The sequence below is a fragment of the Marinomonas phaeophyticola genome (assembly GCF_026966905.1).
In the GTDB taxonomy this organism is placed as follows: Bacteria; Pseudomonadota; Gammaproteobacteria; order Pseudomonadales; family Marinomonadaceae; genus Marinomonas; species Marinomonas phaeophyticola.
On record NZ_JAPUBN010000003.1, the window covers coordinates 15,872 to 37,132 of the forward strand.

The 21,261-nt window shown below is 38.3% G+C and carries 20 protein-coding genes and 1 pseudogene; 14 read left to right on the forward strand and 7 right to left on the reverse strand.

Annotated features, from left to right (window positions below):
• Nucleotides 1–154: 154 nt before the first annotated feature.
• The 4 genes from O1D97_RS00465 to O1D97_RS00480 form a co-directional block, all read right to left on the reverse strand.
• Nucleotides 155–1,123: an ABC transporter permease gene (locus O1D97_RS00465; protein ID WP_269121821.1), complete on the reverse strand. Its 969-nt coding sequence runs from the start codon at nt 1,121–1,123 to the stop codon at nt 155–157.
• A 63-nt stretch (nt 1,124–1,186) separates the two neighbouring features.
• Nucleotides 1,187–2,686 (reverse strand): sugar ABC transporter ATP-binding protein, encoded by a 1,500-nt coding sequence (locus tag O1D97_RS00470; protein WP_269121822.1) that lies wholly within the window; start codon nt 2,684–2,686, stop codon nt 1,187–1,189.
• Between the two features lie 19 nt (nt 2,687–2,705).
• Complete coding sequence (locus O1D97_RS00475) at nt 2,706–3,875, reverse strand: Gfo/Idh/MocA family protein (RefSeq protein ID WP_269121824.1); 1,170 nt, start codon at nt 3,873–3,875, stop codon at nt 2,706–2,708.
• A 31-nt stretch (nt 3,876–3,906) separates the two neighbouring features.
• Complete coding sequence (locus O1D97_RS00480) at nt 3,907–4,962, reverse strand: sugar phosphate isomerase/epimerase family protein (protein ID WP_269121826.1); 1,056 nt, start codon at nt 4,960–4,962, stop codon at nt 3,907–3,909.
• A 403-nt stretch (nt 4,963–5,365) separates the two neighbouring features.
• Between O1D97_RS00480 and xylF the strand changes: the two genes are divergently transcribed.
• Genes xylF through O1D97_RS19525 form a run of 4 tightly spaced genes read left to right on the forward strand, consistent with a single transcriptional unit; the run spans nt 5,366 to nt 9,071 of the window.
• Nucleotides 5,366–6,361, forward strand: a complete 996-nt coding sequence (gene xylF, locus O1D97_RS00485) for a D-xylose ABC transporter substrate-binding protein (protein ID WP_269121827.1) — start codon at nt 5,366–5,368, stop codon at nt 6,359–6,361.
• A gap of 58 nt (nt 6,362–6,419) precedes the next feature.
• Nucleotides 6,420–7,940: a xylose ABC transporter ATP-binding protein gene (locus O1D97_RS00490; RefSeq protein WP_269121828.1), complete on the forward strand. Its 1,521-nt coding sequence runs from the start codon at nt 6,420–6,422 to the stop codon at nt 7,938–7,940.
• 1 nt (nt 7,941) lies between these two features.
• A complete protein-coding gene (locus tag O1D97_RS00495) occupies nt 7,942–8,946 on the forward strand; it encodes a sugar ABC transporter permease (protein ID WP_330221420.1) in 1,005 nt (334 codons plus the stop codon).
• On the forward strand, nt 8,934–9,071 hold the full coding sequence (locus tag O1D97_RS19525; RefSeq protein ID WP_330221421.1) for a hypothetical protein: 138 nt from the start codon (nt 8,934–8,936) through the stop codon (nt 9,069–9,071). The genes O1D97_RS00495 and O1D97_RS19525 overlap by 13 nt, the downstream gene beginning before the upstream one ends.
• Nucleotides 9,072–9,360: 289 nt before the next feature.
• Here O1D97_RS19525 and O1D97_RS00500 read toward each other — a convergent pair whose 3' ends face one another.
• Nucleotides 9,361–10,143, reverse strand: a complete 783-nt coding sequence (locus tag O1D97_RS00500) for an SDR family NAD(P)-dependent oxidoreductase (protein ID WP_269121829.1) — start codon at nt 10,141–10,143, stop codon at nt 9,361–9,363.
• Between the two features lie 310 nt (nt 10,144–10,453).
• On the opposite strand from O1D97_RS00500, the gene O1D97_RS00505 reads away from it, so the two are divergent.
• From O1D97_RS00505 to O1D97_RS00520, 4 genes are all read left to right on the forward strand, one after another.
• Nucleotides 10,454–11,173, forward strand: coding sequence for a FadR/GntR family transcriptional regulator (locus O1D97_RS00505; RefSeq protein WP_269121831.1), 720 nt, complete (start codon nt 10,454–10,456; stop codon nt 11,171–11,173).
• Between the two features lie 242 nt (nt 11,174–11,415).
• Nucleotides 11,416–12,387 carry a TRAP transporter substrate-binding protein gene (locus O1D97_RS00510; protein ID WP_269121833.1) on the forward strand — a complete coding sequence of 324 codons (972 nt, stop codon included), beginning with the start codon at nt 11,416–11,418 and terminating at the stop codon, nt 12,385–12,387.
• A gap of 51 nt (nt 12,388–12,438) precedes the next feature.
• On the forward strand, nt 12,439–12,963 hold the full coding sequence (locus tag O1D97_RS00515) for a TRAP transporter small permease (RefSeq protein ID WP_269121835.1): 525 nt from the start codon (nt 12,439–12,441) through the stop codon (nt 12,961–12,963).
• Between the two features lies 1 nt (nt 12,964).
• Nucleotides 12,965–14,251 (forward strand): TRAP transporter large permease, encoded by a 1,287-nt coding sequence (locus O1D97_RS00520; RefSeq protein WP_269121837.1) that lies wholly within the window; start codon nt 12,965–12,967, stop codon nt 14,249–14,251.
• Between the two features lie 106 nt (nt 14,252–14,357).
• Here the strand turns inward: O1D97_RS00520 and lysA are convergent, their stop codons facing one another.
• Nucleotides 14,358–15,650: a diaminopimelate decarboxylase gene (gene lysA, locus O1D97_RS00525; RefSeq protein WP_269121839.1), complete on the reverse strand. Its 1,293-nt coding sequence runs from the start codon at nt 15,648–15,650 to the stop codon at nt 14,358–14,360.
• 206 nt (nt 15,651–15,856) lie between these two features.
• On the opposite strand from lysA, the gene O1D97_RS00530 reads away from it, so the two are divergent.
• Complete coding sequence (locus O1D97_RS00530; protein ID WP_269121841.1) at nt 15,857–16,276, forward strand: Lrp/AsnC family transcriptional regulator; 420 nt, start codon at nt 15,857–15,859, stop codon at nt 16,274–16,276.
• An 8-nt stretch (nt 16,277–16,284) separates the two neighbouring features.
• Here the strand turns inward: O1D97_RS00530 and O1D97_RS00535 are convergent, their stop codons facing one another.
• Nucleotides 16,285–17,112, reverse strand: coding sequence for a phosphotransferase family protein (locus O1D97_RS00535; protein ID WP_269121843.1), 828 nt, complete (start codon nt 17,110–17,112; stop codon nt 16,285–16,287).
• A 158-nt stretch (nt 17,113–17,270) separates the two neighbouring features.
• Between O1D97_RS00535 and O1D97_RS00540 the strand changes: the two genes are divergently transcribed.
• The 5 genes and pseudogenes from O1D97_RS00540 to O1D97_RS00560 all read left to right on the forward strand — a co-directional run.
• Complete coding sequence (locus O1D97_RS00540; protein ID WP_269121845.1) at nt 17,271–17,693, forward strand: hypothetical protein; 423 nt, start codon at nt 17,271–17,273, stop codon at nt 17,691–17,693.
• Between the two features lie 67 nt (nt 17,694–17,760).
• Nucleotides 17,761–18,207 (forward strand): toxin-activating lysine-acyltransferase, encoded by a 447-nt coding sequence (locus O1D97_RS00545; protein ID WP_269121846.1) that lies wholly within the window; start codon nt 17,761–17,763, stop codon nt 18,205–18,207.
• 490 nt (nt 18,208–18,697) lie between these two features.
• Nucleotides 18,698–19,924, forward strand: a complete 1,227-nt coding sequence (locus O1D97_RS00550; RefSeq protein ID WP_269121848.1) for an ABC transporter transmembrane domain-containing protein — start codon at nt 18,698–18,700, stop codon at nt 19,922–19,924.
• 26 nt (nt 19,925–19,950) lie between these two features.
• Nucleotides 19,951–20,880: an ATP-binding cassette domain-containing protein gene (locus O1D97_RS00555; RefSeq protein ID WP_269121850.1), complete on the forward strand. Its 930-nt coding sequence runs from the start codon at nt 19,951–19,953 to the stop codon at nt 20,878–20,880.
• Nucleotides 20,881–20,938: 58 nt separating this feature from the next.
• Nucleotides 20,939–21,261: pseudogene (locus tag O1D97_RS00560) on the forward strand (hypothetical protein); the annotation flags it as partial.

Genomic DNA, 21,261 nt, shown 5'->3' on the forward strand with positions numbered 1-21,261 from the left:
CCGTTAACGCTATGATTGGATAGTATTAATAATGAGTAAAACCAGCGTTCTACTCGCTTTCTTGCCTTTCTTTTATGTATTACATTTAAAGAAAAACGAAGTCGTTGATTGTTAGATTTTGCTTATCGAGCCGATCATTGATTACCGTCGGTGATTAGCGGTCACCTTTAAATTGCACCAGTACGGCGGTTAGTATGACCATTCCTTTTACCATGCCTTGTAAATAAGGTGAGATGCCCATTAAATTAAGCATGTTGTTAATAATGCCCAGAATAATGGCACCAATTACGGTTCCCCAAATGGTCCCTTTACCTCCTGAAAGAGCCGTACCTCCTATTACTACGGCCGCGATGGCGTCCAATTCATAGAATAACCCCGCATCTCCAGGACTAACGGAATTGAGTCGTGATGCAAGTAACACCGCTGAAATACCAACGGATAAACCTGCGATTAAGAAAGTAAGGAAATATACCCAGCGAACTTTAATTGCAGAGTAAGAGGCCACTTTTGAGTTGGAACCAACAGCACAAACATGACGGCCAAAAGCGCTGTGTTTTAATAGAATGTGATAAGCGATGGCCAGTAAAATGAAAATCCAAACAGGGTAGGGAATCGCCCATAAATAGCCACCACCTATGTCAGAAAAATGTTGGTTTTCCGAAACCATTTCACCGGCATCACTTATGTACAGTGTCATTGAGCGGAAAATAGACATTGTAGCTAACGTTGCGATAAAGGAGGCAACCTTTCCTCGGGTGATGATTAACCCATTAATGGCTCCGAACAAACCGCCTAATGCAATAGCTGATGAAACGGCCATAGCGACGGCCCACCAACCATCACCAACGCCATTAATGATCATAATGGATAACACACCTACCAAGGCGACCATTGAACCTACTGATAAATCAATGCCGCCGGCAATTATTACAAAAGTCATTCCAAGGGCAATAATGCCGGTATAGGACACTTGTCTTAAAACGTTAGTAATGTTTCTAGGCATTAAAAAATGCTCACTCGCAATCGAAGAAAAGACGATTAGCAATACTAATGCGATAAAAGGCGCATAAGTGGCAATATCAAGTCGTTTCATGCGGGTTATCATGGGCGACAACTGGGACATGATCATAATGGAACCTCGTTTGTTCTTACTTATTTTTATGTGATGTAACGTAAATAGATTTAGTTAAGCGCGTGCCATAGTTTTTAAGCCGGCGGCGTAGTACATAATTTCTTTTTCATTAATGGCGTCCCCAGTCAGTTCTCCCATAATTTCTCCAGAACGCATTACCATGACCCGATTAGATAACCCCATCACTTCTTCCAGCTCGGAAGAAATAACAATGACAGACACCCCTTGTTCAGTTAAAGAGCGAATGAAGTGATAGATTTCTTTCTTAGTATTAACGTCAATGCCGCGTGTCGGCTCATCTAATATGAGTATGTTGGGATGCGTATCCATCCACTTAGATAAGTAGACTTTTTGTTGATTACCACCACTTAAATTGGCCAAGTTGGAATTAATCGAAGCCGCTTTTATATCAAAACGTTTTACATAATCTCTTGCCACAGCGCGTTCTTTTTTATGTTGAATGAGTCCACGAACATAAGAAGCTAATGAAATTAAGGTGATATTTTTGGGAATATCAAAGTTCATAATTAAGCCTTTACCTTGTCGGTCTTCTGACAGGTAGGCTAGGTTGTGTAACACCGCATCAGAAATGGAATTGATTTCAACGGCTTGACCACTGACCTCTATATGACCGCTGTCTTTTTTACGTAATCCCATAATGGCTTCGGCAGTTTCGGTACGTCCGGCTCCAATTAATCCGGCAAAGCCCAGAACTTCACCTTTTTTAAGATCAAAATTGATATCATGTAACAAACCTTTTATAGATAAGTTACTGACTTTTAAGACAACCTCTTCAGTGTGTTCCGCACGTGCAGGGTAAATTTGATTTAGCTCGCGACCAACCATTTTGCGAGCCATGTCTTCTTCATTGATATCGGATACATCATCTACGCTAATTAAATGACCATCTCTTAAGATCGCCAGGCGATCACAAAGGTGTTTTACTTCTTTTAGTTTATGAGAGATAAAAATAATGGTGACACCGCGTTGCTTAAGCTTTTCAACCAAAGCAAAAAAGATATCTACTTCATGGTCCGTTAGCACGGTGGTAGGTTCATCCATGATCAAAATACGGGATTCATTCACCAAGGCTTTGGCTATCTCAACCATTTGCTTTTCCGCCACACTCAAGTTTTCAATCAAAGAATCTGGGTTAAGGTCGGTTTCAAGCTCTTTCAATAGTTGATTGGCTTTACTGCGCATCAAGGTTTTATTTAATAAAAATCCGTTTTTGAGTTCATTCCCAAGAAAGATATTTTCAAACACATTTAAGCTGCTGATCAAATTAAACTCTTGTGGAATCATGGCGATGCCTAATCGTTTCGCATCAGACGAAGATTGAATATCAACGTCTTCACCATCAATTTTAATCGAGCCAGAGGTTCTTGTGTAAATGCCGCTAATGATTTTTAATAGGGTGGATTTACCCGCACCATTCTCGCCAAGTACCCCTAAAACCTCACCTGCAAAAATATCCAAGGTGATTTTATGGAGTACTCTCACACCAGAGAACTCTTTGACTATGCCGCGTATTTGCATAACAGGAACATTCATCGGATTTTCCTCGTGGAGATCATTCATTCAGGTGATCAGTATTAAGCGTTTGCCAAGCACTGTTATTTTTTGAAGATGTTAATACTGCCGTAATGAATTTCATGCCTTCAATACCATCGTCAATACTTGGAATAAAGCCTTGTACTGAGTCAACCGCTGCTCCGTCTTCAATAGCATGAATGGCAAGCGCGATGTCTAAGTACAAGTTGGCAAAGCCTTCTAGATAGCCTTCAGGATGCCCTGCTGGCACTCGAGATAGTCGATTGGCTTCCTCTCCGGCACCGTGTCCAGCACGAGTGATTTTTTGAGTAGGTTCACCAAAAATGGAAAGCCAAAGTTCGTTTGGCGATTCTTGAGACCACTCTAAGCCCGCTTTATCCCCATAAAGTCGAATTTTTAAGCCATTCTCGTTACCCGGAGCCACTTGGCTAGACCACAGCATGCCTTTTGCTCCTTGATCGAAACGCAACATAGTATGAACGTTATCATCCAAACGACGCCCCTGAACAAACGCTGTTAAATCCGCAGATACCTCTTGGACTTTTTGACCTGAAATAAAGCAAGCTAAATTAAATGCATGAGTACCAATATCGCCCAAGCATCCTGCCATTCCCGATTTTTCTGGATCGGTACGCCACTGGGCTTGTTTGTTGTCTGTGTCTTCAACTTTATCAGTTAACCAATCTTGTGGGTATTCCGCTTGTATGACGCGTAAATTTCCTAAGACACCAGAATCAACCAGGTGTTTTGCATGGCGAACTAATGGATAGCCAGTGTAGTTATGAGTTAATGCAAAAAAAGCACCTGATTCAGAGACGATGCGTTTGAGTGCTAATGCTTCATCAAGGTCTTTAGTGACAGGTTTGTCGCAGATGACGTGAATCCCTTGTTCCAAAAAAGCTTTAGCGACAGGGAAGTGCATATGATTTGGTGTCACAATCACAACGGCTTGAATACCGTCTGCACGTTGCTTTTCACTAAGGGCCATTTGTTGAAAAGAGTCATAAGAACGTTCTTTTTGAATGCCCAATCCTAATGCCGATGAAAGCGCTCGTTCAGGATTTGACGATAATGCTCCAGCTACTAATTCAAAACCGTCGTCAATACGAGTGGCAATACGATGAACTGCACCAATAAATGCGCCGTCACCACCACCCACCATGCCGATGCGAATGCGTTTATGTGTCATGAAATCACCTCTATTTTCTTATTTTGTTGAACTAAGACAAACCTAAAATACGGCGGTTTGTTTCATGATCAATGCCACTCGACGCAAAGTCATCAAACGCTCGCTCGGTAATACGAATAAGGTGATCATTAACAAATTTAACGCCTTCTTCAGCGCCTGCTTCCGGGTGCTTCATGCAACACTCCCATTCAATAACGGCCCAACCATCAAAATCATATTGAGTGAGTTTTGAAAAAATTCCTTTGAAATCAACTTGACCATCGCCTAAAGATCGGAAACGTCCAGCTCTATCTATCCAGCTTTGGTAGCCACCATAGACGCCCTGTCGACCTGTTGGGTTGAACTCTGCGTCTTTGACATGGAACATTTTGATGCGTTCATGATAGATGTCGATGAACTGTAAGTAGTCCAGTTGTTGTAAAACAAAATGAGAGGGATCGAATAATATATTCGCCCTGGGGTGATGATTTGTTGCTTCTAAAAATAAATCAAATGTGACGCCATCATGAAGGTCTTCTCCTGGATGTATTTCATAGCAGACATTGACACCGCAACGATCAAATTCATCAAGAATAGGTAACCAGCGTTTCGCTAATTCTTTAAAGCCTTCTTCTACTAAGCCGGCAGGCCTTTGTGGCCAAGGGTATAAGTAAGGCCAAAGTAGGGCTCCGGAGAAGGTGACATGGTTGGTTAACCCAAAGTTTTTCGATGCTTGAGCGGACTTTAGTAACTGATCGACCGCCCATTTCTGCCTAGCGTCAGGGTTACCTTTGACATGATCAGGCGCAAAACCATCAAAGATCTCATCATACGCAGGGTGAACCGCAACGAGTTGTCCTTGCAAATGGGTGGATAACTCGGTGATGACCATGTCGTGCTTTGCGAGAGTGTCTTGCAATGAACGACAATACTCTAAATCTGTTGCTGCGCGATCTAAATCGAATAACCTTTGGTCCCATGTCGGAATTTGAACCCCTTTAAAACCAATACTTGCTGCCCATTCGATGATGTTTTCGAAAGAGTTGAATGGTGCTTCGTCCCCAGCAAACTGGGCAAGAAATAACGCTGGACCTTTTAAGGCTTTCATAGCATTAACCTCATAATTATTTTTATTTGTGGTTTTTAATTTTCTGTAATCGATTACATTTATGTTTCAAAAAAAAGGCTTTTTTATTATTTCATCCAAAGCCTTTTACGATCAAGATGGCCTGAGTATAGGGTGAAATTTAAGATTAAGTAAATGCTTAACTGAATAAAATTTAAAAAATAGTGTTTAAAAAATGAATGTAACAAAATGAAATGCTTTACAAAATACTAGCTAAATATCGGTTTTATAGCGTTTTTTTTATCTACAAAAATAAAAATGACTGTAAAAAAAACTAATCAAATACAAAAAAAAGATAATTTTCCTCATCGTGTATTCGTTTTACATTCTACTCACTCCATTATTTTGGAGAAACGTTCATTTAATAAAAATAAAAGGAATACAAATGAAAAAGATAATTTCGATTGGTTTACTTGCTGCAACTTGCGCTGTTGGTCCTGCTATGGCAGCAGGTGAAAAAATTGGTTTGCTTATGTCTGATTTACGATTAGAGCGCTGGCAGAAAGACAGAGACTTATTTACTGAAGCGGCCGAGGCGCTTGGTGCGAAAGTTTACACTCAATCAGCGAATGGGGATGTAACCACTCAAATCTCTCAGATTGAAAACATGATATCTCGCGGTGTTGATGTTTTGGTGATTGTTCCTGAGAACGGTGAAGTGTTAAGTAATGTGCTTGCGGAAGCAAAAGCAGAAGGTATTAAAGTGTTGGCTTATGATCGTCTGATTAAATTTGCTGATATCGACCTTTATGTGTCTTTCGATAATATCCGTGTAGGTGAAATGCAGGCGGAAGCATTACTTGAACGTGTACCAACAGGAAATTACTTTTTGATGGGCGGTTCTCCAACAGATAATAATGCGAAAATGTTCCGTGAAGGCCAAATGAATGTGTTGCAGCCAGCCATTGACGCGAAGAAAATTAACATTGTTGGCGATCAATGGGCCATGGGATGGTCTGCTGAAGCGGCTTTGAATATTATGGAAAATGGACTTACGGCCAATAATAATAAAATTGATGCGGTTGTTGCTTCAAACGATGCCACAGCCGGTGGTGCAATTCAGGCATTAGAAGCTCAAGGCTTAGATGGCAAGGTTGTGATCTCTGGTCAAGACGCCGATTTAGCGGCAATGCGCCGTATTGTGGCTGGTACACAAACGATGACAGTGTACAAACCGATTGCTAGTTTGGCTCAAACCAGTGCTCAAATGGCTGTGAAATTGGCAAAAAATGAAGCCATTAATGTTAATGGTCATGTGAATAACAGTACTAAAGACGTCGATGCGGTTTTACTTGATCCTGTTGCGGTTTCTAAAGAAAACTTAGACAGCACAGTGATTGCAGACGGCTTCCATTCTCGAGATGACGTTTATAACCCTTAATACACTCATGATACAGGTGTTCAAAAGAATGCCTGTATTTTTTTCATAGGGGGATAAAATGACTCAACCACTATTAGAAATGCGTGACATTGTAAAGAGCTTCTCAGGTGTACGTGCATTAAATGGCGTCAGCATAAAACTAGCACGTGGAGAAGCATTATCCATATGTGGAGAGAATGGCTCAGGAAAATCCACTTTGATGAAAGTCCTTAGTGGGGTTTGGCCATATGGTTCTTACGAAGGAGACATATTTTTCGAAGGGCAAGCCGTTAAAGCTGCTGGTATTCGAGATACTGAAGCATTGGGTATCGTAATTATTCACCAGGAACTGGCCTTGGTGAAAGAACTGTCGGTTTTAGAAAATATTTTTCTAGGTAATGAGCTTGGTAGTTTTGCGAAGCTTAATGATGAAGACATGTATCGTCGTACTCGTGATTTACTTAAGCGGGTCAAGTTGGAGGTGTCGCCTAATACCTTAGTTCGTGATTTAGGGGTTGGTCAGCAGCAACTTGTTGAGATTGCTAAGGCGCTTAATAAAAATGTGAAGCTACTTATTCTTGATGAGCCAACCTCGTCACTGACTCGCAATGAAATTCAAATATTATTAAATATTGTTCATGATTTGAAAGACCAAGGGATCGCTTGTATCTACATTTCTCATAAATTAGATGAGGTGCTGGATTTATCGACCTGGGTGGCTGTCATTCGTGATGGCGATCATATTGATACTCGGTCTGCAGCCGAGCTAACTCAAAACGACATTATTAGTATGATGGTCGGGCGAGAGTTAGAAGCGCTTTTTCCGAGGGAAGTGCATGATATTGGTGAAACGGTTTTACGTGTAAAAAATGCTCATGCTATGCAAGCCGGAGCGTCGATTCCTCAAGTTAATGATGTGAGCTTTGAGTTGAAAAAAGGGGAGATACTGGGCATTTCTGGTTTGATTGGGTCTGGTAGAACTGAATTAATGCAATGCATTTATGGCTGTTATGACGGGCGCTATTCCGCAACCATAGAAATGCAGGGTCAATCTCTCACTATTCGATCTCAGCGAGATGCGCTTGCAGCGGGTATCGCTATGGTGCCAGAAGACCGAAAACGTCACGGTATCATTCCAATTATGGGGGTGGGTCGAAATATTAGCCTTTCTGTTTTAGATGATTATGTGACCTATTTAGGTGCTATTGATGAAAATCGTGAAACTCAGGATACCGTTGATTATATTGCTCGTTTAAAAGTAAAAACAGCGTCGCCTGAATTACCAATAAAAAACTTGAGTGGTGGTAATCAACAAAAAGCCATTATTGCAAAGTGTCTATTAACAAATCCTAAAATTTTGATATTGGACGAACCTACTCGTGGTATTGATGTTGGTGCTAAATATGAAATTTATAAATTGATGCATGCCCTAGTGAAAGAAGGTATGTCCATTATTATGGTGTCTTCTGAATTACCAGAGGTGATTGGTATTAGTGATCGTGTTCTGGTCATGCATGAAGGCCGTTTAAAAGGTGAGTTTGACCATCAAGGGCTCACTCAAGAAATGATTATGAACTGCGCTATAAAAGAAGGTGTATAAAATGTTCAAAACAATAAAAACAAGCCAGTTGCAATTGCTTGCCATGATAGCGGCAATGACGATTATCATAGTGTTTTTCTCTATTGCTACTGAGGGTGCCTTTATTACACCTCGTAATATTTCTAACCTCATTCGACAAACGGCCATTGTGGGTGTGTTAGCGATAGGGATGGTGTTTGTTATTATCAGCGCTGAAATTGATTTGTCCGTTGGTTCAATGATGGGACTTTTGGGTGGGGTCGCTGCCATTTTAGATGTTTGGTTACACTTGCCCATTGCTTTAACTATTTTAGTGACAGTGTGTTCGGGGTTGGTTTTAGGGTTATTTAATGGTTGGTGGGTTGCTTACCAGAGAGTGCCGTCTTTTATTGTGACGTTAGCTGGTATGCTGGCTTTTCGTGGCATATTAGTCGGTTTGACTGATGGGGCAACCGTTGCGCCAACTTCTAGCGATTTGTCAATTATTGGGCAAAGTTATATTCCATCTGGATGGGGTGTGAGTGTAATAGGAGTCTTGTGTCTTGGTCTCATTGCACGTGTTTATTCTCGCCGTAAGTCAAGACAGAATCACGGTATCGAAAATACAACGGCAAAATTTGAGTATGCTAAGGCGTTTGTTGTCGTTGCCGTATTACTGATTTTATTAATTTCATTAGAAAACTATCGTGGTATCCCTACACCAATTCTAATTATGGGGGGGTTGATATTACTGGCGACTTATATTGCTAAACGCACCGCATTTGGTCGTCGTATTTATGCCATTGGTGGCAACATTGAAGCGGCTCGTATGTCTGGTGTAAATGTTGAATGGAATAAAATGTGGGTCTTTGGGTTCAATGGCATGATGGTCGCCATTGCGGCTTTGATTCTGACATCACGATTGGGTGCGGGAACGCCATCAGCGGGTAATATGGCCGAGCTTGATGCGATTGCGGCTTGTGTTATTGGAGGAACCAGTTTAGCGGGGGGATTGGTACGGTTTTTGGTGCCATTATGGGAGCCTTAATTATGGCCAGTTTAGATAATGGTATGAGTATGTTGGATGTGCCGACTTTCTGGCAGTTAATTGTTAAAGGGTCCATCCTGCTACTTGCTGTTTGGTTAGATGTGAAAACCAAAAAATCAAGCTAATCTTAGCTGCTGAGTTAACCTAACTTTGAAGTTTAGGCAGGAATACGAGTAAGTCATAAATTTGTATTTTACCATTTGATACCGCTTAGTCTGTAATTTAGGGCTAAGCGGTTTTGTTATCTGTGTCTGTTCTACAGCGGGAACTGCGTTATTCCAATATGGGAGGAGTTTTACTGAGAGAAAATTACTAAGAAGAAGTGGACTGATTTTAATTGTTTTGAATAGAGATGATTATTTTCTCCTTCACTACTGACATTATAGGAAGGAGAGAATCGTTGTGCCCCTTAATTTAAGGACACATTTGACCGCCATTTACATCCATTATCTGGCCTGTAATATAACCACTGCAATTGTGTGAGGCAAAAAAGGCAAAGGATGGCGCCATTTCTTCTGACTCACCAAAACGACCAAAAGCAATCGAACCAGCAATTTTCTCTCTCAGTTCCTCTGATTTATCAGCATGGAATAACGTATCAACGGTACCTGGTGAAACGATATTAAAGCGAATTTGATCTTTAGTGTATTCTTTTACCCAATTGCGATGAACATTGTGTAGCCATGCTTTAGATGCAGCATAAATACCTGCACCCATACCTCCGCCTTCACGAGCCGCAATAGAACCTGTACTGATAACAGACGAGGTTTTACCGGACTCTGCCGCTGAAGCGCGTAAAAAAGGGATGGAATATTTTGTTACCATTAATGCAGAGCGCGCATTTAGGTCCATAACATGGTCATAAAAATCGTCGTCAATGAGTTCTAAGCTAGCACGTCCGCCTAAACCTCCAGCATTGTTAATTAATACATCCATGCCACCAAATTTAGCCGTAAATTCGTTAACAAGTTTTTCGCACTCGCTTGTTTTCGTTAGGTCCGCAGGGATAAAGATCACATCGTCTTGGTTGCCTAGAGCACTTACTTCATTCAATGCGGCTTTGGCTACGTCGTTTAATGCTCGGCTATTGATGGCGACTTTTGCACCTTGCTTTACCAAAAGCTTTGCTGCGGCCAAACCGATACCTGCTGTAGAGCCTGTTATTAGTATTCTTTTACCTGCTAAATCACTGAACATTTTAATCACCTTTTATTGTTATTAAGTAATACAATATCACCAATATAAAATTAATAAATGAATACTACAAGTCATAATTCAAAAGAAAATATACGGTGCTTTTAGGTTTATATAAAAAATGAAGTGGGTAATCGGTTTCTCTGTAATTCGCTATTAATTGTTTTTAAAGTCTTTTTTATCTACTACAAAGCGAATAATTTAAATTGTGAAAAATTGCGCACAAGTGTGTTAAAGTTTGCCGTTAGTATCTACCTTTTTTATTAAAGGTTTGATTCATATTTATACTACAAGCCCCAAAGTTAAGGACATCATGACTAATAACTTTTCTTTAATATCTACATCTAATCGAAGCTTACACGTGCAAGTCGCTCGTAGTATTGCGCGTCGTATTTTATCGGGAGAGCTACCTCAGGGGTCAATTGTGCCGAATGAAATGGCACTTTGTGAACAGTTTGGTGTGAGCCGGACAGCACTACGAGAAGCGATGAAACTATTAACCTCTAAAGGATTATTGGAGTCTCGCCCTAAAATTGGAACCAAGGTTGTTAACAGAGCGTATTGGAATTTTCTTGACCCTCAGTTAATAGAATGGATGGATGGATTAAGTGATGCAGAAACCTTTTGTTCACAGTTTCTGGGGCTTAGAAGGGCGGTTGAGCCAGAAGCATGTGCTTTGGCGGCGGTCAATGCAACTGCAAAACAAAGGATAGAACTCTCAGAGATCTTTCAAAAAATGGTTAAAATATCGAACCAGTTCAATCATGAAGAATGGATTGAAGTTGACTTAAGTTTTCACCGTTTAATTTTTAATGCGACCAATAACGATTTCTATTTGCCATTTGGAAATATCCTCACGACTATGTTTAGAACATTCATACTGCACTCTTCAAAAGATGGCGGCGTGTGTCTTAATGAGCATCGAATGATTTATGAAGCCATCATGGCTGGAGACAGTGAACTTGCTAGAGAAGTATCTTTAGATCATTTGCAAAAAGGTAAGCATAGACTGGCAGAAACCGCTGCATCTTAATGTCAAATTAACCTATCTAAAAGCCTCATCGTGGGTAGATAACAGTGGATCTAAACACGAAAGGCTTCTTCCATTCTTATATAAATAAATCGTCTCTTTTTTAAATCGAATAGTAAAAAAAATTCGAAAAAAATTAAAAATAATACAATAACACTATTGTTATTCTCTGCCAGTTGCTGTAAAAAATTAGTGTCGCACGGAAATGTGTGTCTTAATTTGATTATCTAGAGAGGATAAAAATAATGAGAAAAACTCTAATAACGTCGATGGCAATGGCAAGTATTGCATTTTCAGGTTCAGCTTTTTCGGCTTGGACTGGTTGGAATATACATAACCAAAACTACCCGATTACGGATGCTCTTGAGTCATTTATGGAAAATGCTGAAAAAGTAACGGACGGTAGAGTTGGTGGAACACTGTATAACGGCGGTGTTTTAGGTAGCCAAGGTGATGCTATCCAAATGATGCAGATAGGCTCTATTCAATTTGCGGGCTTTAGCCTAGGGCCAATGGGAACAGCTATCCCTGAAGCCAATATTGTTTCCTTACCTTTTATCTTTAAAAACGTTGATCACATGCATAGAGTACTTGATGGACCGTTCGGTGAACGTTTGAGTGATGCTATGTCAAAATATGGCATTATGTCTCTTGGTTGGTATGATGCGGGTTCACGTTCTTTCTATAATAATGCGAAACCTATTGTTAACCCTAGTGACGTTGAAGGCATGAAGTTCCGTGTTATGAATAACGAACTTTATGTTGGTATGATCGAAGCGCTAGGCGGCAATGCAACGCCAATGGCATTTAATGAAGTATATCAGTCGTTGAAAACTGGTGTGGTAGATGGTGCTGAGAATAACCCTCCGTCATATGAATCAACTAATCACTACGAAGTCGCAAAATACTACTCTTTATCTCACCATCTTATTATTCCTGAGTGCCTTTGTGTAAGTACCAAAGCGTGGAATGAATTATCAAGTGAAGACCAAACTGCACTAAAAGTAGAAGCGAAGAAAAGTGTTGCCATGCAACGTGGACTTTGGTCAAAAAGGGAAGCTCAAAGTCGCAGTATAGTTGAAAAAGCGGGTGTGGAATTTAATGAAGTTGCAGATATCACCGCATTCTCTAGTGCAATGAAACCTGTATATGCAAAAGCCATTAAAGAAACGCCTGTACTAGCATCGTACATTGAAACAATCCAAAGCATCGACTAGGTGACAACAAGCGGGAATGGTTGTTTATTCCCGCTTTTTTCGAGAAAAATCATGAATAATAAAAATATTCTACAGGTCTACGACACAGCGATTGTCTATGTTAAGCGCCTTGCAAACATTATTTCCGGTGTGGCAATGGTAACCTTAATTTTTTCATTTGCATGGCTAGTTTTTGGTCGTTATATCCTTAATGACACTCCTACTTGGGTAGAACAACTCTCATTGTTACTTGTTATTACCATCAGCTTTTTGACGGCAGCAGTAGGTATACATGAACGAACTCACTTAAGTGTGGACATTTTTACTCACATGCTTCCTCCTTCTGGACAAGTTTTTATTGGTATACTTGCCGATATTGTAATGGCAACATTTGGCTTCTTAATGGCCGTAAATGCCATTGATCTAGCGGAATTTGCTTGGTCAAAAAAAATCCCTCTACTGGGTATAAGTGATGCTACTCGTTATTTTCCTGTGATTATTTCTGGGTCTTTGATCTTTGTGTTTTCAGTTGATCGAATCATAAGATCTCTTTATAGCGCTACGCATCCTCAAACTATCAACCAGGAGAGTAAATAAAATGGGCTTAGCTATTCTATTAGGTGTTTTCGCTCTTGTCATGCTCATGGGTGTTCCTGTTGCATTTGCCTTAGGTATTGCGGCGATTTCTGCCTTTATGTTTGAAGGTTTACCTTTAATGGTTGGTTATCAGCGTATTGTTGCTGGTATGTCTACCTTCGCGTTGCTGGCCGTGCCGTTCTTTATTTTTGCTGGTGAGCTAATGTTGCATGGCGGGATTGCCGCTCGCCTTATTCGGTTTGCTTCTGCATCAGTAGGTTGGATGCGTGGTGGTTTGGCTCAAGTAAATATCTTCTCAAGTATGTTGTTTGGTGGTATTTCAGGATCTGCCGTTGCTGATATTTCCGCTCTCGGCTCTTTGCTTATTCCTGTTATGAAGGAAAAGGGCTATGACGACGATTTTGCGGTAAATGTTACCGTTACTTCTTCAATTGCAGGGATTGTTATTCCTCCTAGCCATAACATGATCTTGTATGTTGTTGCTGCTGGTGGCGGTATTTCTATTTCTAGCCTATTTATGGCTGGTGTAATTCCTGGAATGTTAATGTGTCTGTTGCTTGCTGTTGTGGCACGCTGGATATCCATTAAGAAAAAATTCCCAACTGAGCCGTTTGTTGGTTTAAAGATTCTTGCGCTTACTTTCCTAGCTTCGGTTCCTGGTTTGATTACGGCGGTGATTGTGGTTGGCGGTACCTTGTCCGGTATTTTCACCGTAACAGAGTCTGGAGCCATAGGTGCTATTTATGCGATGCTGGTGGCTTTCTTTGTTTATCGCTCAATGAATAAGAAAGCATTTTTAACAGCAGTAAGCAGCTCAATCAAGACCACTGGAATGGTGATGATATTGATAGGCTGTGCCTCAGCATTTGGTTATATGTTGGCTTTCTATCAAGTTCCAGCCGTTCTTTCTAATGCCATTACCTCTATTTCAGATAATCCAATCATTATCTTAATCATGCTTAACCTCTTGTTATTGACACTAGGGATGATCATGGATATGGCGGCATTAATTCTAATATGTACTCCTATCTTCCTTCCTATTGCGGTCGGCTTCGGAATGGACCCGGTGCATTTTGGTATCATGATGATGATGAATTTAGGGTTAGGCTTATGTACCCCACCAGTAGGGTCCTGTTTGTTTGTCGGCTGTGTTGTGGGTGGTGTTACCATTCAGAAAGCCGTGAAAACAATCTGGCCATTTTACCTTGCAATGTTAGCGGCCTTGGTTTTGGTTACTTTCATTCCTGCTATTTCAATGACCTTGCCTAATTGGTTGGCTAGTCAATAGTTTTAGTGTTTGTAACAACCAGTAAATGTCTCTCCAGCGTTTACTGGTTGTTATGTTTTTTATTCCTTTTCTATGTTTCGTTATTCTCGTACCAATAGTGGTTTGATTAGAATACGAAACTTTCCTCTGACTCTTCAAATTTGATTAAGTGTTCTTGACTGATTTTTTTTCGGATTATATTGACTTTATCGTTACTGACTAACATTTCAGGGATCACATCTCTACTATTGTACGAGTTACTCATGACGGCACTGTAGGCTCCAGAACAGAAGAATGCGATCAAGTCGCCTGCTTTTAAGTTTTTATCTAATGGATATTTGTGCGCGAATATATCTGTACTTTCACAAACTGGTCCAACCACATCATAGAGTCGAGTAGTGCTAGATGTATGTTCCTTTACTGCTTTAATAGGGTGCAGAGCATCATAAAGGGCTGGTCTCATTAAATCATTCATTGCAGCATCGACAATGAGAAACGGTGTGGGTTGAGATTCTTTGACATAATTTATTCGACTAACAAGTAGCCCAATATCGGCGACTAAAGAGCGACCAGGTTCTATCGCCACCTTCCCTTTAAAGTGTTTCGTTTCTTCTGCAATTACTTGCGCTATGGTGGTAAAGTCTAAAGGGGATTTGTCACCATAATTAATACCAAAACCACCACCTAGATCCAATACTTGAATGTCTCCTCCAAGCTTTTGGACTCGAGAGGTTAAGTTAAGGAGTTTTTTGATGGCCTCTTGATAAGGGGAAACATCAAAAATTTGTGATCCTATGTGCATGGCAAGACCCATTAATTTCATGTGTGGATGATTAAGATATTTCTGAAAAAGGAGCAGAGCTAACTCGGTTTCAATACCAAATTTATTGCCTTTCTGTCCCGTAGTAATCTTTTTGTGGGTATCGACAGCAACATGAGGATTGACTCGTAATGCTACCTTGATAGGGGAGGTTAGTTCTGATGAATGTTCCATGGTTAAGGATGAAAGCAATGAAAGTTCTTCTGCTGATTCCACATTAAATTGACCAACATGCATTTTTATCGCTTGAATTAGCTCGGTTCTATTTTTACCGACGCCAGAGAAAATCATTTTTTCGGGTGTAATGCCTGCTTTTTTCGCTCGTAATAATTCACCTCCTGAAACGAGGTCTGCACCAAGTCCTTGTTCGGCTACGGTTTTTAAAATTTGTAAGTTACTGTTGGCCTTAACCGCATAATGAATGTGAATATTATGAGATAGGAAAGCCGTTTTACAGGAAGCGATATTTTCGATTAAACGTGTTTTTGAATAAACGTAGAAGGGGGTCCCTATCTGTTCAGCTATATAATCAATTGAACAATTATCTATATGTAAGACATTGTTTTTATAATTAATATTTTTTGTAAGTGGAAATGCCATATTTTATTGTCCTCAATGAAATAGCAATCGTTGTATTATATTTACCTTGTAATTCTATAAAGAAATAGGCCATTTAGGAGCTGTTAAAATGTCACTTTGGTATGTGAAAAGCACGTTATTGCATGAGATATGACGGTTAGAAAGACTATCTGTTTGGTACCAGATAATTTAAAATTCACAGAGACATAATTTACAAAGAGAGCTTCATGGATAAATTTGATAAAGCGATTTTGGAGCTTTTATCTCAGAATGCACGTCAGCCAGTTGCTTCTATTGGAGAGGCAATCGGACTTTCAAGAACAGCGGTGAATGATCGTATACGAAAACTTGAAGATAAGGGCGTCATTCAACGTTATACAATTGAACTAGGTAAAGATCAGCAAACAAGTCATGTTAATGCCTATTTTGAATTAACATTTCGGCCATTTGATTTAGTAGAAATTAAGCGTTTATTAAGAATGATTCCTGAAATCAAGCAAGCTCATGCGCTAAGTGGGGTTACAGATGTGCTTTTATATGTGGAAGCGCATTCTATGGAGCGTTTAAGCCATGTTCGCTGTTTATTATCTGATCTTCCTAACCTTGAAAAAGTGATTACCTCTACGGCCTTTGAGAGAATAGTTTGAGCTTGATGTTATTGTCTGAGCTTTTCTATCTCTTTATGAATGAGGTTTAAAAGGAAGCATGATTCAATACGGTTGCAATATATTAGTCGAGATGTCGCTATTGGTAGTTTCCAGCGATGTGTTTGTGTCAGTACATTCTCTCTTTCTAAACTTGGATATTGACTACAATAAATTTCTATAAAATGATTAATAACGAATCGACTTGATACTTTAATTATGAACTGAAGATAAGAGGGAATAGTATTTGTTATTGATGCTATTTCTAATTGAGTTATAGCTAAGGTTAAATCAGCGATTTTAGGGCCATATGTGACATTTCCCCAATCAATAATATGAAACCCTCTCTCTGTACACATAATATTTCCAATATGAAAATCACCGTGACAAAGGTCGTTACCATCTTCAAGGCTAAACAAATACTCTATTATGGTATTTTTATCCTGAGTGCTTAGTAGTCTTGTCTTACTAATTCTGTCGGCCAATTGTACTTTAAATGATTCTAAACCAGTGGCTTTAATGCTGTGGATTTTTGCTAAGAGGTGCGCCGATTGTTCAATGCATGTTTTAAATTTTAATGGAAATCTCGATATATACTCAATTAAAGTAATCCCTGTGACTCTTTGAAATACAATGCCTTTTTGTGCACCTACTTGAATGAAGTCATAGACAGCGGGTGTAGGTATTCCTAGAGCATGAATTTCATTCGAAGCTTCAAACTCATATAATGCGATTGTTTGATCCACATTACGGTGGAATAGTTTTAAAGCGTAACCGTCTTTGTATTCATAAACATTAGAGAACTTTCCAGAACCTATAATGTCCCCAATTCTATCCATTAGCTCATCCTCCTCAATCCTTTGAAGTTAATGCTTATTTAAATTAATGTCTTAGATTATGAATGTCAAATACTTGTAATTATTTGATATTTTATTCTTGACAAATAAAAAATCAATTATTAATCTATTTTTGTCTTATATTTACAGGATGTAAAATAATGTATAAGGATAATTACACTTCACTATTACCCGCTATAAAGAACATTGGAAGCTTGAGTTTTTGGCAAGTCCTTGGCCTCTCATCAATGTTGTCATCATGCCATTCGAAACATTCAGACTATATTGTTTTAGATATGGCTAGATTAATAGAAGATGCATTTATAAATAAAAGAATTAATCTATTTTTTAATGATGAAAATAAACCATTTGGTTTTTCTATTTATAAAAAATCATCTGATAATTATTTTGAAGGTAGGATCTTTACAGACAAAACTATTCTCTTTGAAAGCATCGTGTTTCCTTTTACTTCACCTCTGAAACGATATCGACTCTTAAAAAAATATTATTTAGACAATAAGGTTCCATCAGAAAAGGCCTATCTTATAGATTTTCAGGAAGAAAAAACTAGGGCAATTTGGTAACTGTCGATCTTCGGATTTAAACTGACTAATGTATGAAATATAACCATTTCTAAAGGACTGGAAGGCAATGGATTTTGGAACGTCTTTAGGTATGTGTGTTTGGCTAATGTCCCATTCTAACTACCATAAACAATGGAATATGAGAAACCTTGATTTAGAGATCATGGCTCCTCTTGCTCATAATCAAATAAAAATTTATCTCGATCAAGATCAAACCCCAGTTGGCTTTGCTACATGGGCATGGATCGGTGATGAGCAAAGGGAAAAGGTTCTGGATGATAACGGTGTATTGAATTTTGATGAATGGAACTCAGGCAAATATTTATTGTTCCATGATTATGTTGCTCCTTGGGGACATGCTAAAACAATTCTAAAAGATTTGCGAACGAATGTTTTTCCCAATGAAACGGCTTTTAGTTTAGGGCGTAATTCTGATGGAACGATACGTAAGGTCTATCAATGGAAAGGAATAAATGTGACTAAAAAATTTTTGAAAATACACCATGAAATTTAAATTACAGAAGAAAAATCTTCTAACTATGGTGTAGTTAATATATGAAAATAGTTACAGATTTTACGTGAAAATCAGAATAGAAAAGAGCTCCACTTATGTCAGGTATCTATAAAAAAATCTCACTCTAATAACTGTGAACCTTTAACTGTTATCACCTTTGGAGGTGGTGGAGGTGGTGGAGGTTTTTTCTGGAGTGAACCAGATACGACCTGTAGTGATGCTGCTAATGTTGCTTCAGCTGGAGGTGGTATAGCTTGGAGGTATAACTTGGAGGTATAGCGGGGGCGACAATAGCAGGTACGGTAACAGGCATAGCCGTTCAATTGTTATCCGGTGATATTTATAACAATGGTTTTTGTTAGGTGGTTTTTTTCGTGATGGAATGGAGTGAAAAACGAGTTGCTAGAGATTATTTTGATTTTTTTATGCTCTCGATAGTGATAGCTAATCTTTCATATAGTATTAAAAATAAAAGGAAAAATAGTTTTATATGAAAATTCCATCAATTGTGAAAGCTAATTTTTTAAACCAACTTGAACAGTGTCTTCATATAATTAATGTTAGGTCTAGTTTGAGTTTATTTTTTTCATTAAAAATAATTGAAAATCATATACCTTTTTCTTTGATCCTAAAGTCGATTGATGAATGTGATGATTTTAGTTATGAATTAGTACCTATTAAAAAGATATTTTCAATCCCTTTAGAAGGCTTCACTGGAATAATTGCATTGTCTAAACAAGGTGACTCATTTATTTTAGAAAGAAATAAAGGTGATCAAATATTCTTGAAGTCATATTTTAATGTTGGAAATGAAGTTTTTTCAAGGTGTGGAGCTTTATCAAATTTAATTAAAGATTTTGATTTAGTAGATCAAGCTCTTATTTTGTATGAAAATAAAATGAAATCCAAAAAAATAGAAAAAAATTACACTTTAAAACATTTTTTCTCTCATAAGAAAACTATATTAAGTATTATCGGTTCGTCTGTTTTTATGGCTTTATTAGGTGTAGCAACACCTCTTGGATTTCAAACCTTCACTGATAAAATTCTACCTTATTCTGCAACTGGGTCTTTGTATGTTGTAGCTACTTTTTTATTATTGTCTGCTATAGCGTCAAGTGTTTTTAAATGTTTCCATGATTTCCAAGAAAATGTTCTACTTGCTAAATATCAAAATGGGTTAGGAAAAGACGTTTTTAACCGACTATTAGATATGGAAATCTCATATTTTGATCAACATAAAGTAGGGGATTTAACTAAGTTAGTCGATCAGGTAAAAGAGGCTTCCAACTTTTTAATACGACAGGCTTTGGCTTCAGTTGTGTCAGTCATATCTCTTGTTATTGTTTTACCTATCTTATTTATTTACAGCGCGAAATTAACCGGCATAGTATTGCTTATAGGCTTGGGAATGGCCATTACTATTGGTGTTGCTTTAAAGCCTATTCGGCTGCGAGTTATGAGAGCATATGGTTATGACGCCAGCTTTCAGTCTACGTTAATTGAAATTTTAAAAGGTATAAAAACCATTAAATCACTTACTAATGAGTCATATTTTCGTAACCGCGCAAATATTTCCTTAGAGACGAATTTATACGGAGGCTTTAATGTCTCTCGTTTAAGTAATGTTGTGAGTGCCTTGGTGAATTTTCAAAGCCAGCTCATTACTATAGCTGTGATTTTTTTGGTGCTCAATCCGTTTTTTCTAACGAGTTAACTATTGGTCAATTAATTGCTTTTAATATGTTAGCTAATAATGTTGTGAATCCATTAGTGTCACTTGTTATGGCGGCTAGTGGTTGGGAAAACTTTAAGTTGGCCAATAAAAAATTGAATGAACTTAGACCTTTAGAATTATCTACTATGCCATTAAATCATGATGATATTGATTTAAATGGTGATATTGAATTTGAAGATGTTTGGTTTCAATATCCAAATGAAGAGGAAAGTGATAAAAGCGAAAAAGATGAAAAGTATGTGCTGAGAGGTGTGAGCTTTTGCATTCAGCAGGGAGAAATAACGGGAATTGTGGGCAGTAGCGGATCTGGTAAATCAACTTTAGCGGCTTTGATAATGGGGTTTTATAAACCAACAAGAGGAAAAATTAGAATAAATGGCTTTGATATCAGTTTATTACCCGTTGAAATATTAAGATCTCGAATTTCTTTTGTACAACAAAATAATTTTTTATTTAATACTTCTGTAATGGAAAATATTCATTTAGGTCGATTAAACGCATCCTTGGAAGATATCCAGCTTGCAATAAAAGAGGCTGGAGCAGATAGTTTTGTAGATGATATGCCTAAAAAAATATTTACGGAACTTGCCGAAGATGGAGATAATTTATCCGGTGGTCAGAGGCAGAGACTGGCTATATCAAGAGCGTTAATCCGAAAATCCGATATTTTGCTATTCGATGAAGCAACCAGTGCACTAGATAATCATACAGAAAATTTAATTAAAGAGACTATTCATCAAGCTTGCCATAATAAAACTGGGATAATTATTGCTCATCGTTTAAATACTCTATCTTATTGTGACAAATTAATTGTAATGACTGAAGGGAAAGTTGAGATAGTAGGGATCCATAAGGACCTTATTAAGACAGAGAATAGTTATCAAAAAATGTGGGATTCAATTTCTAAACCTAACGAAAAAAATATCTATAAATAGTTAATATAAATTTCTAAAAAGTATTTTTAGGAGAAAGTCATGGAAGAGAGTAAATAGAATGCAATACAGCTTTAGAGAAATACACGACTTGAATATATTGAGTGATGATCCAATCTATAGGAAGCATTTTAATACGCCTAATGACTTGAAAATAATGGTCACTTTAATCTCGTTATGTTTTTCGATTGCTATATTAGGTGCGATATTATTCAAAGTCGATAAAATAGTACCGGCTTATGGCATTGTTGATACTAAATCCGAGTTATTTGAAATTCGTAATACAGAACCTGGGTTTATAGATAAGATGTATGTTGCTGAAGGAGACTTTGTAAAAAAAGGGCAACCTTTAATTCAATTTGAAACAGACATCGTTAATCTGGA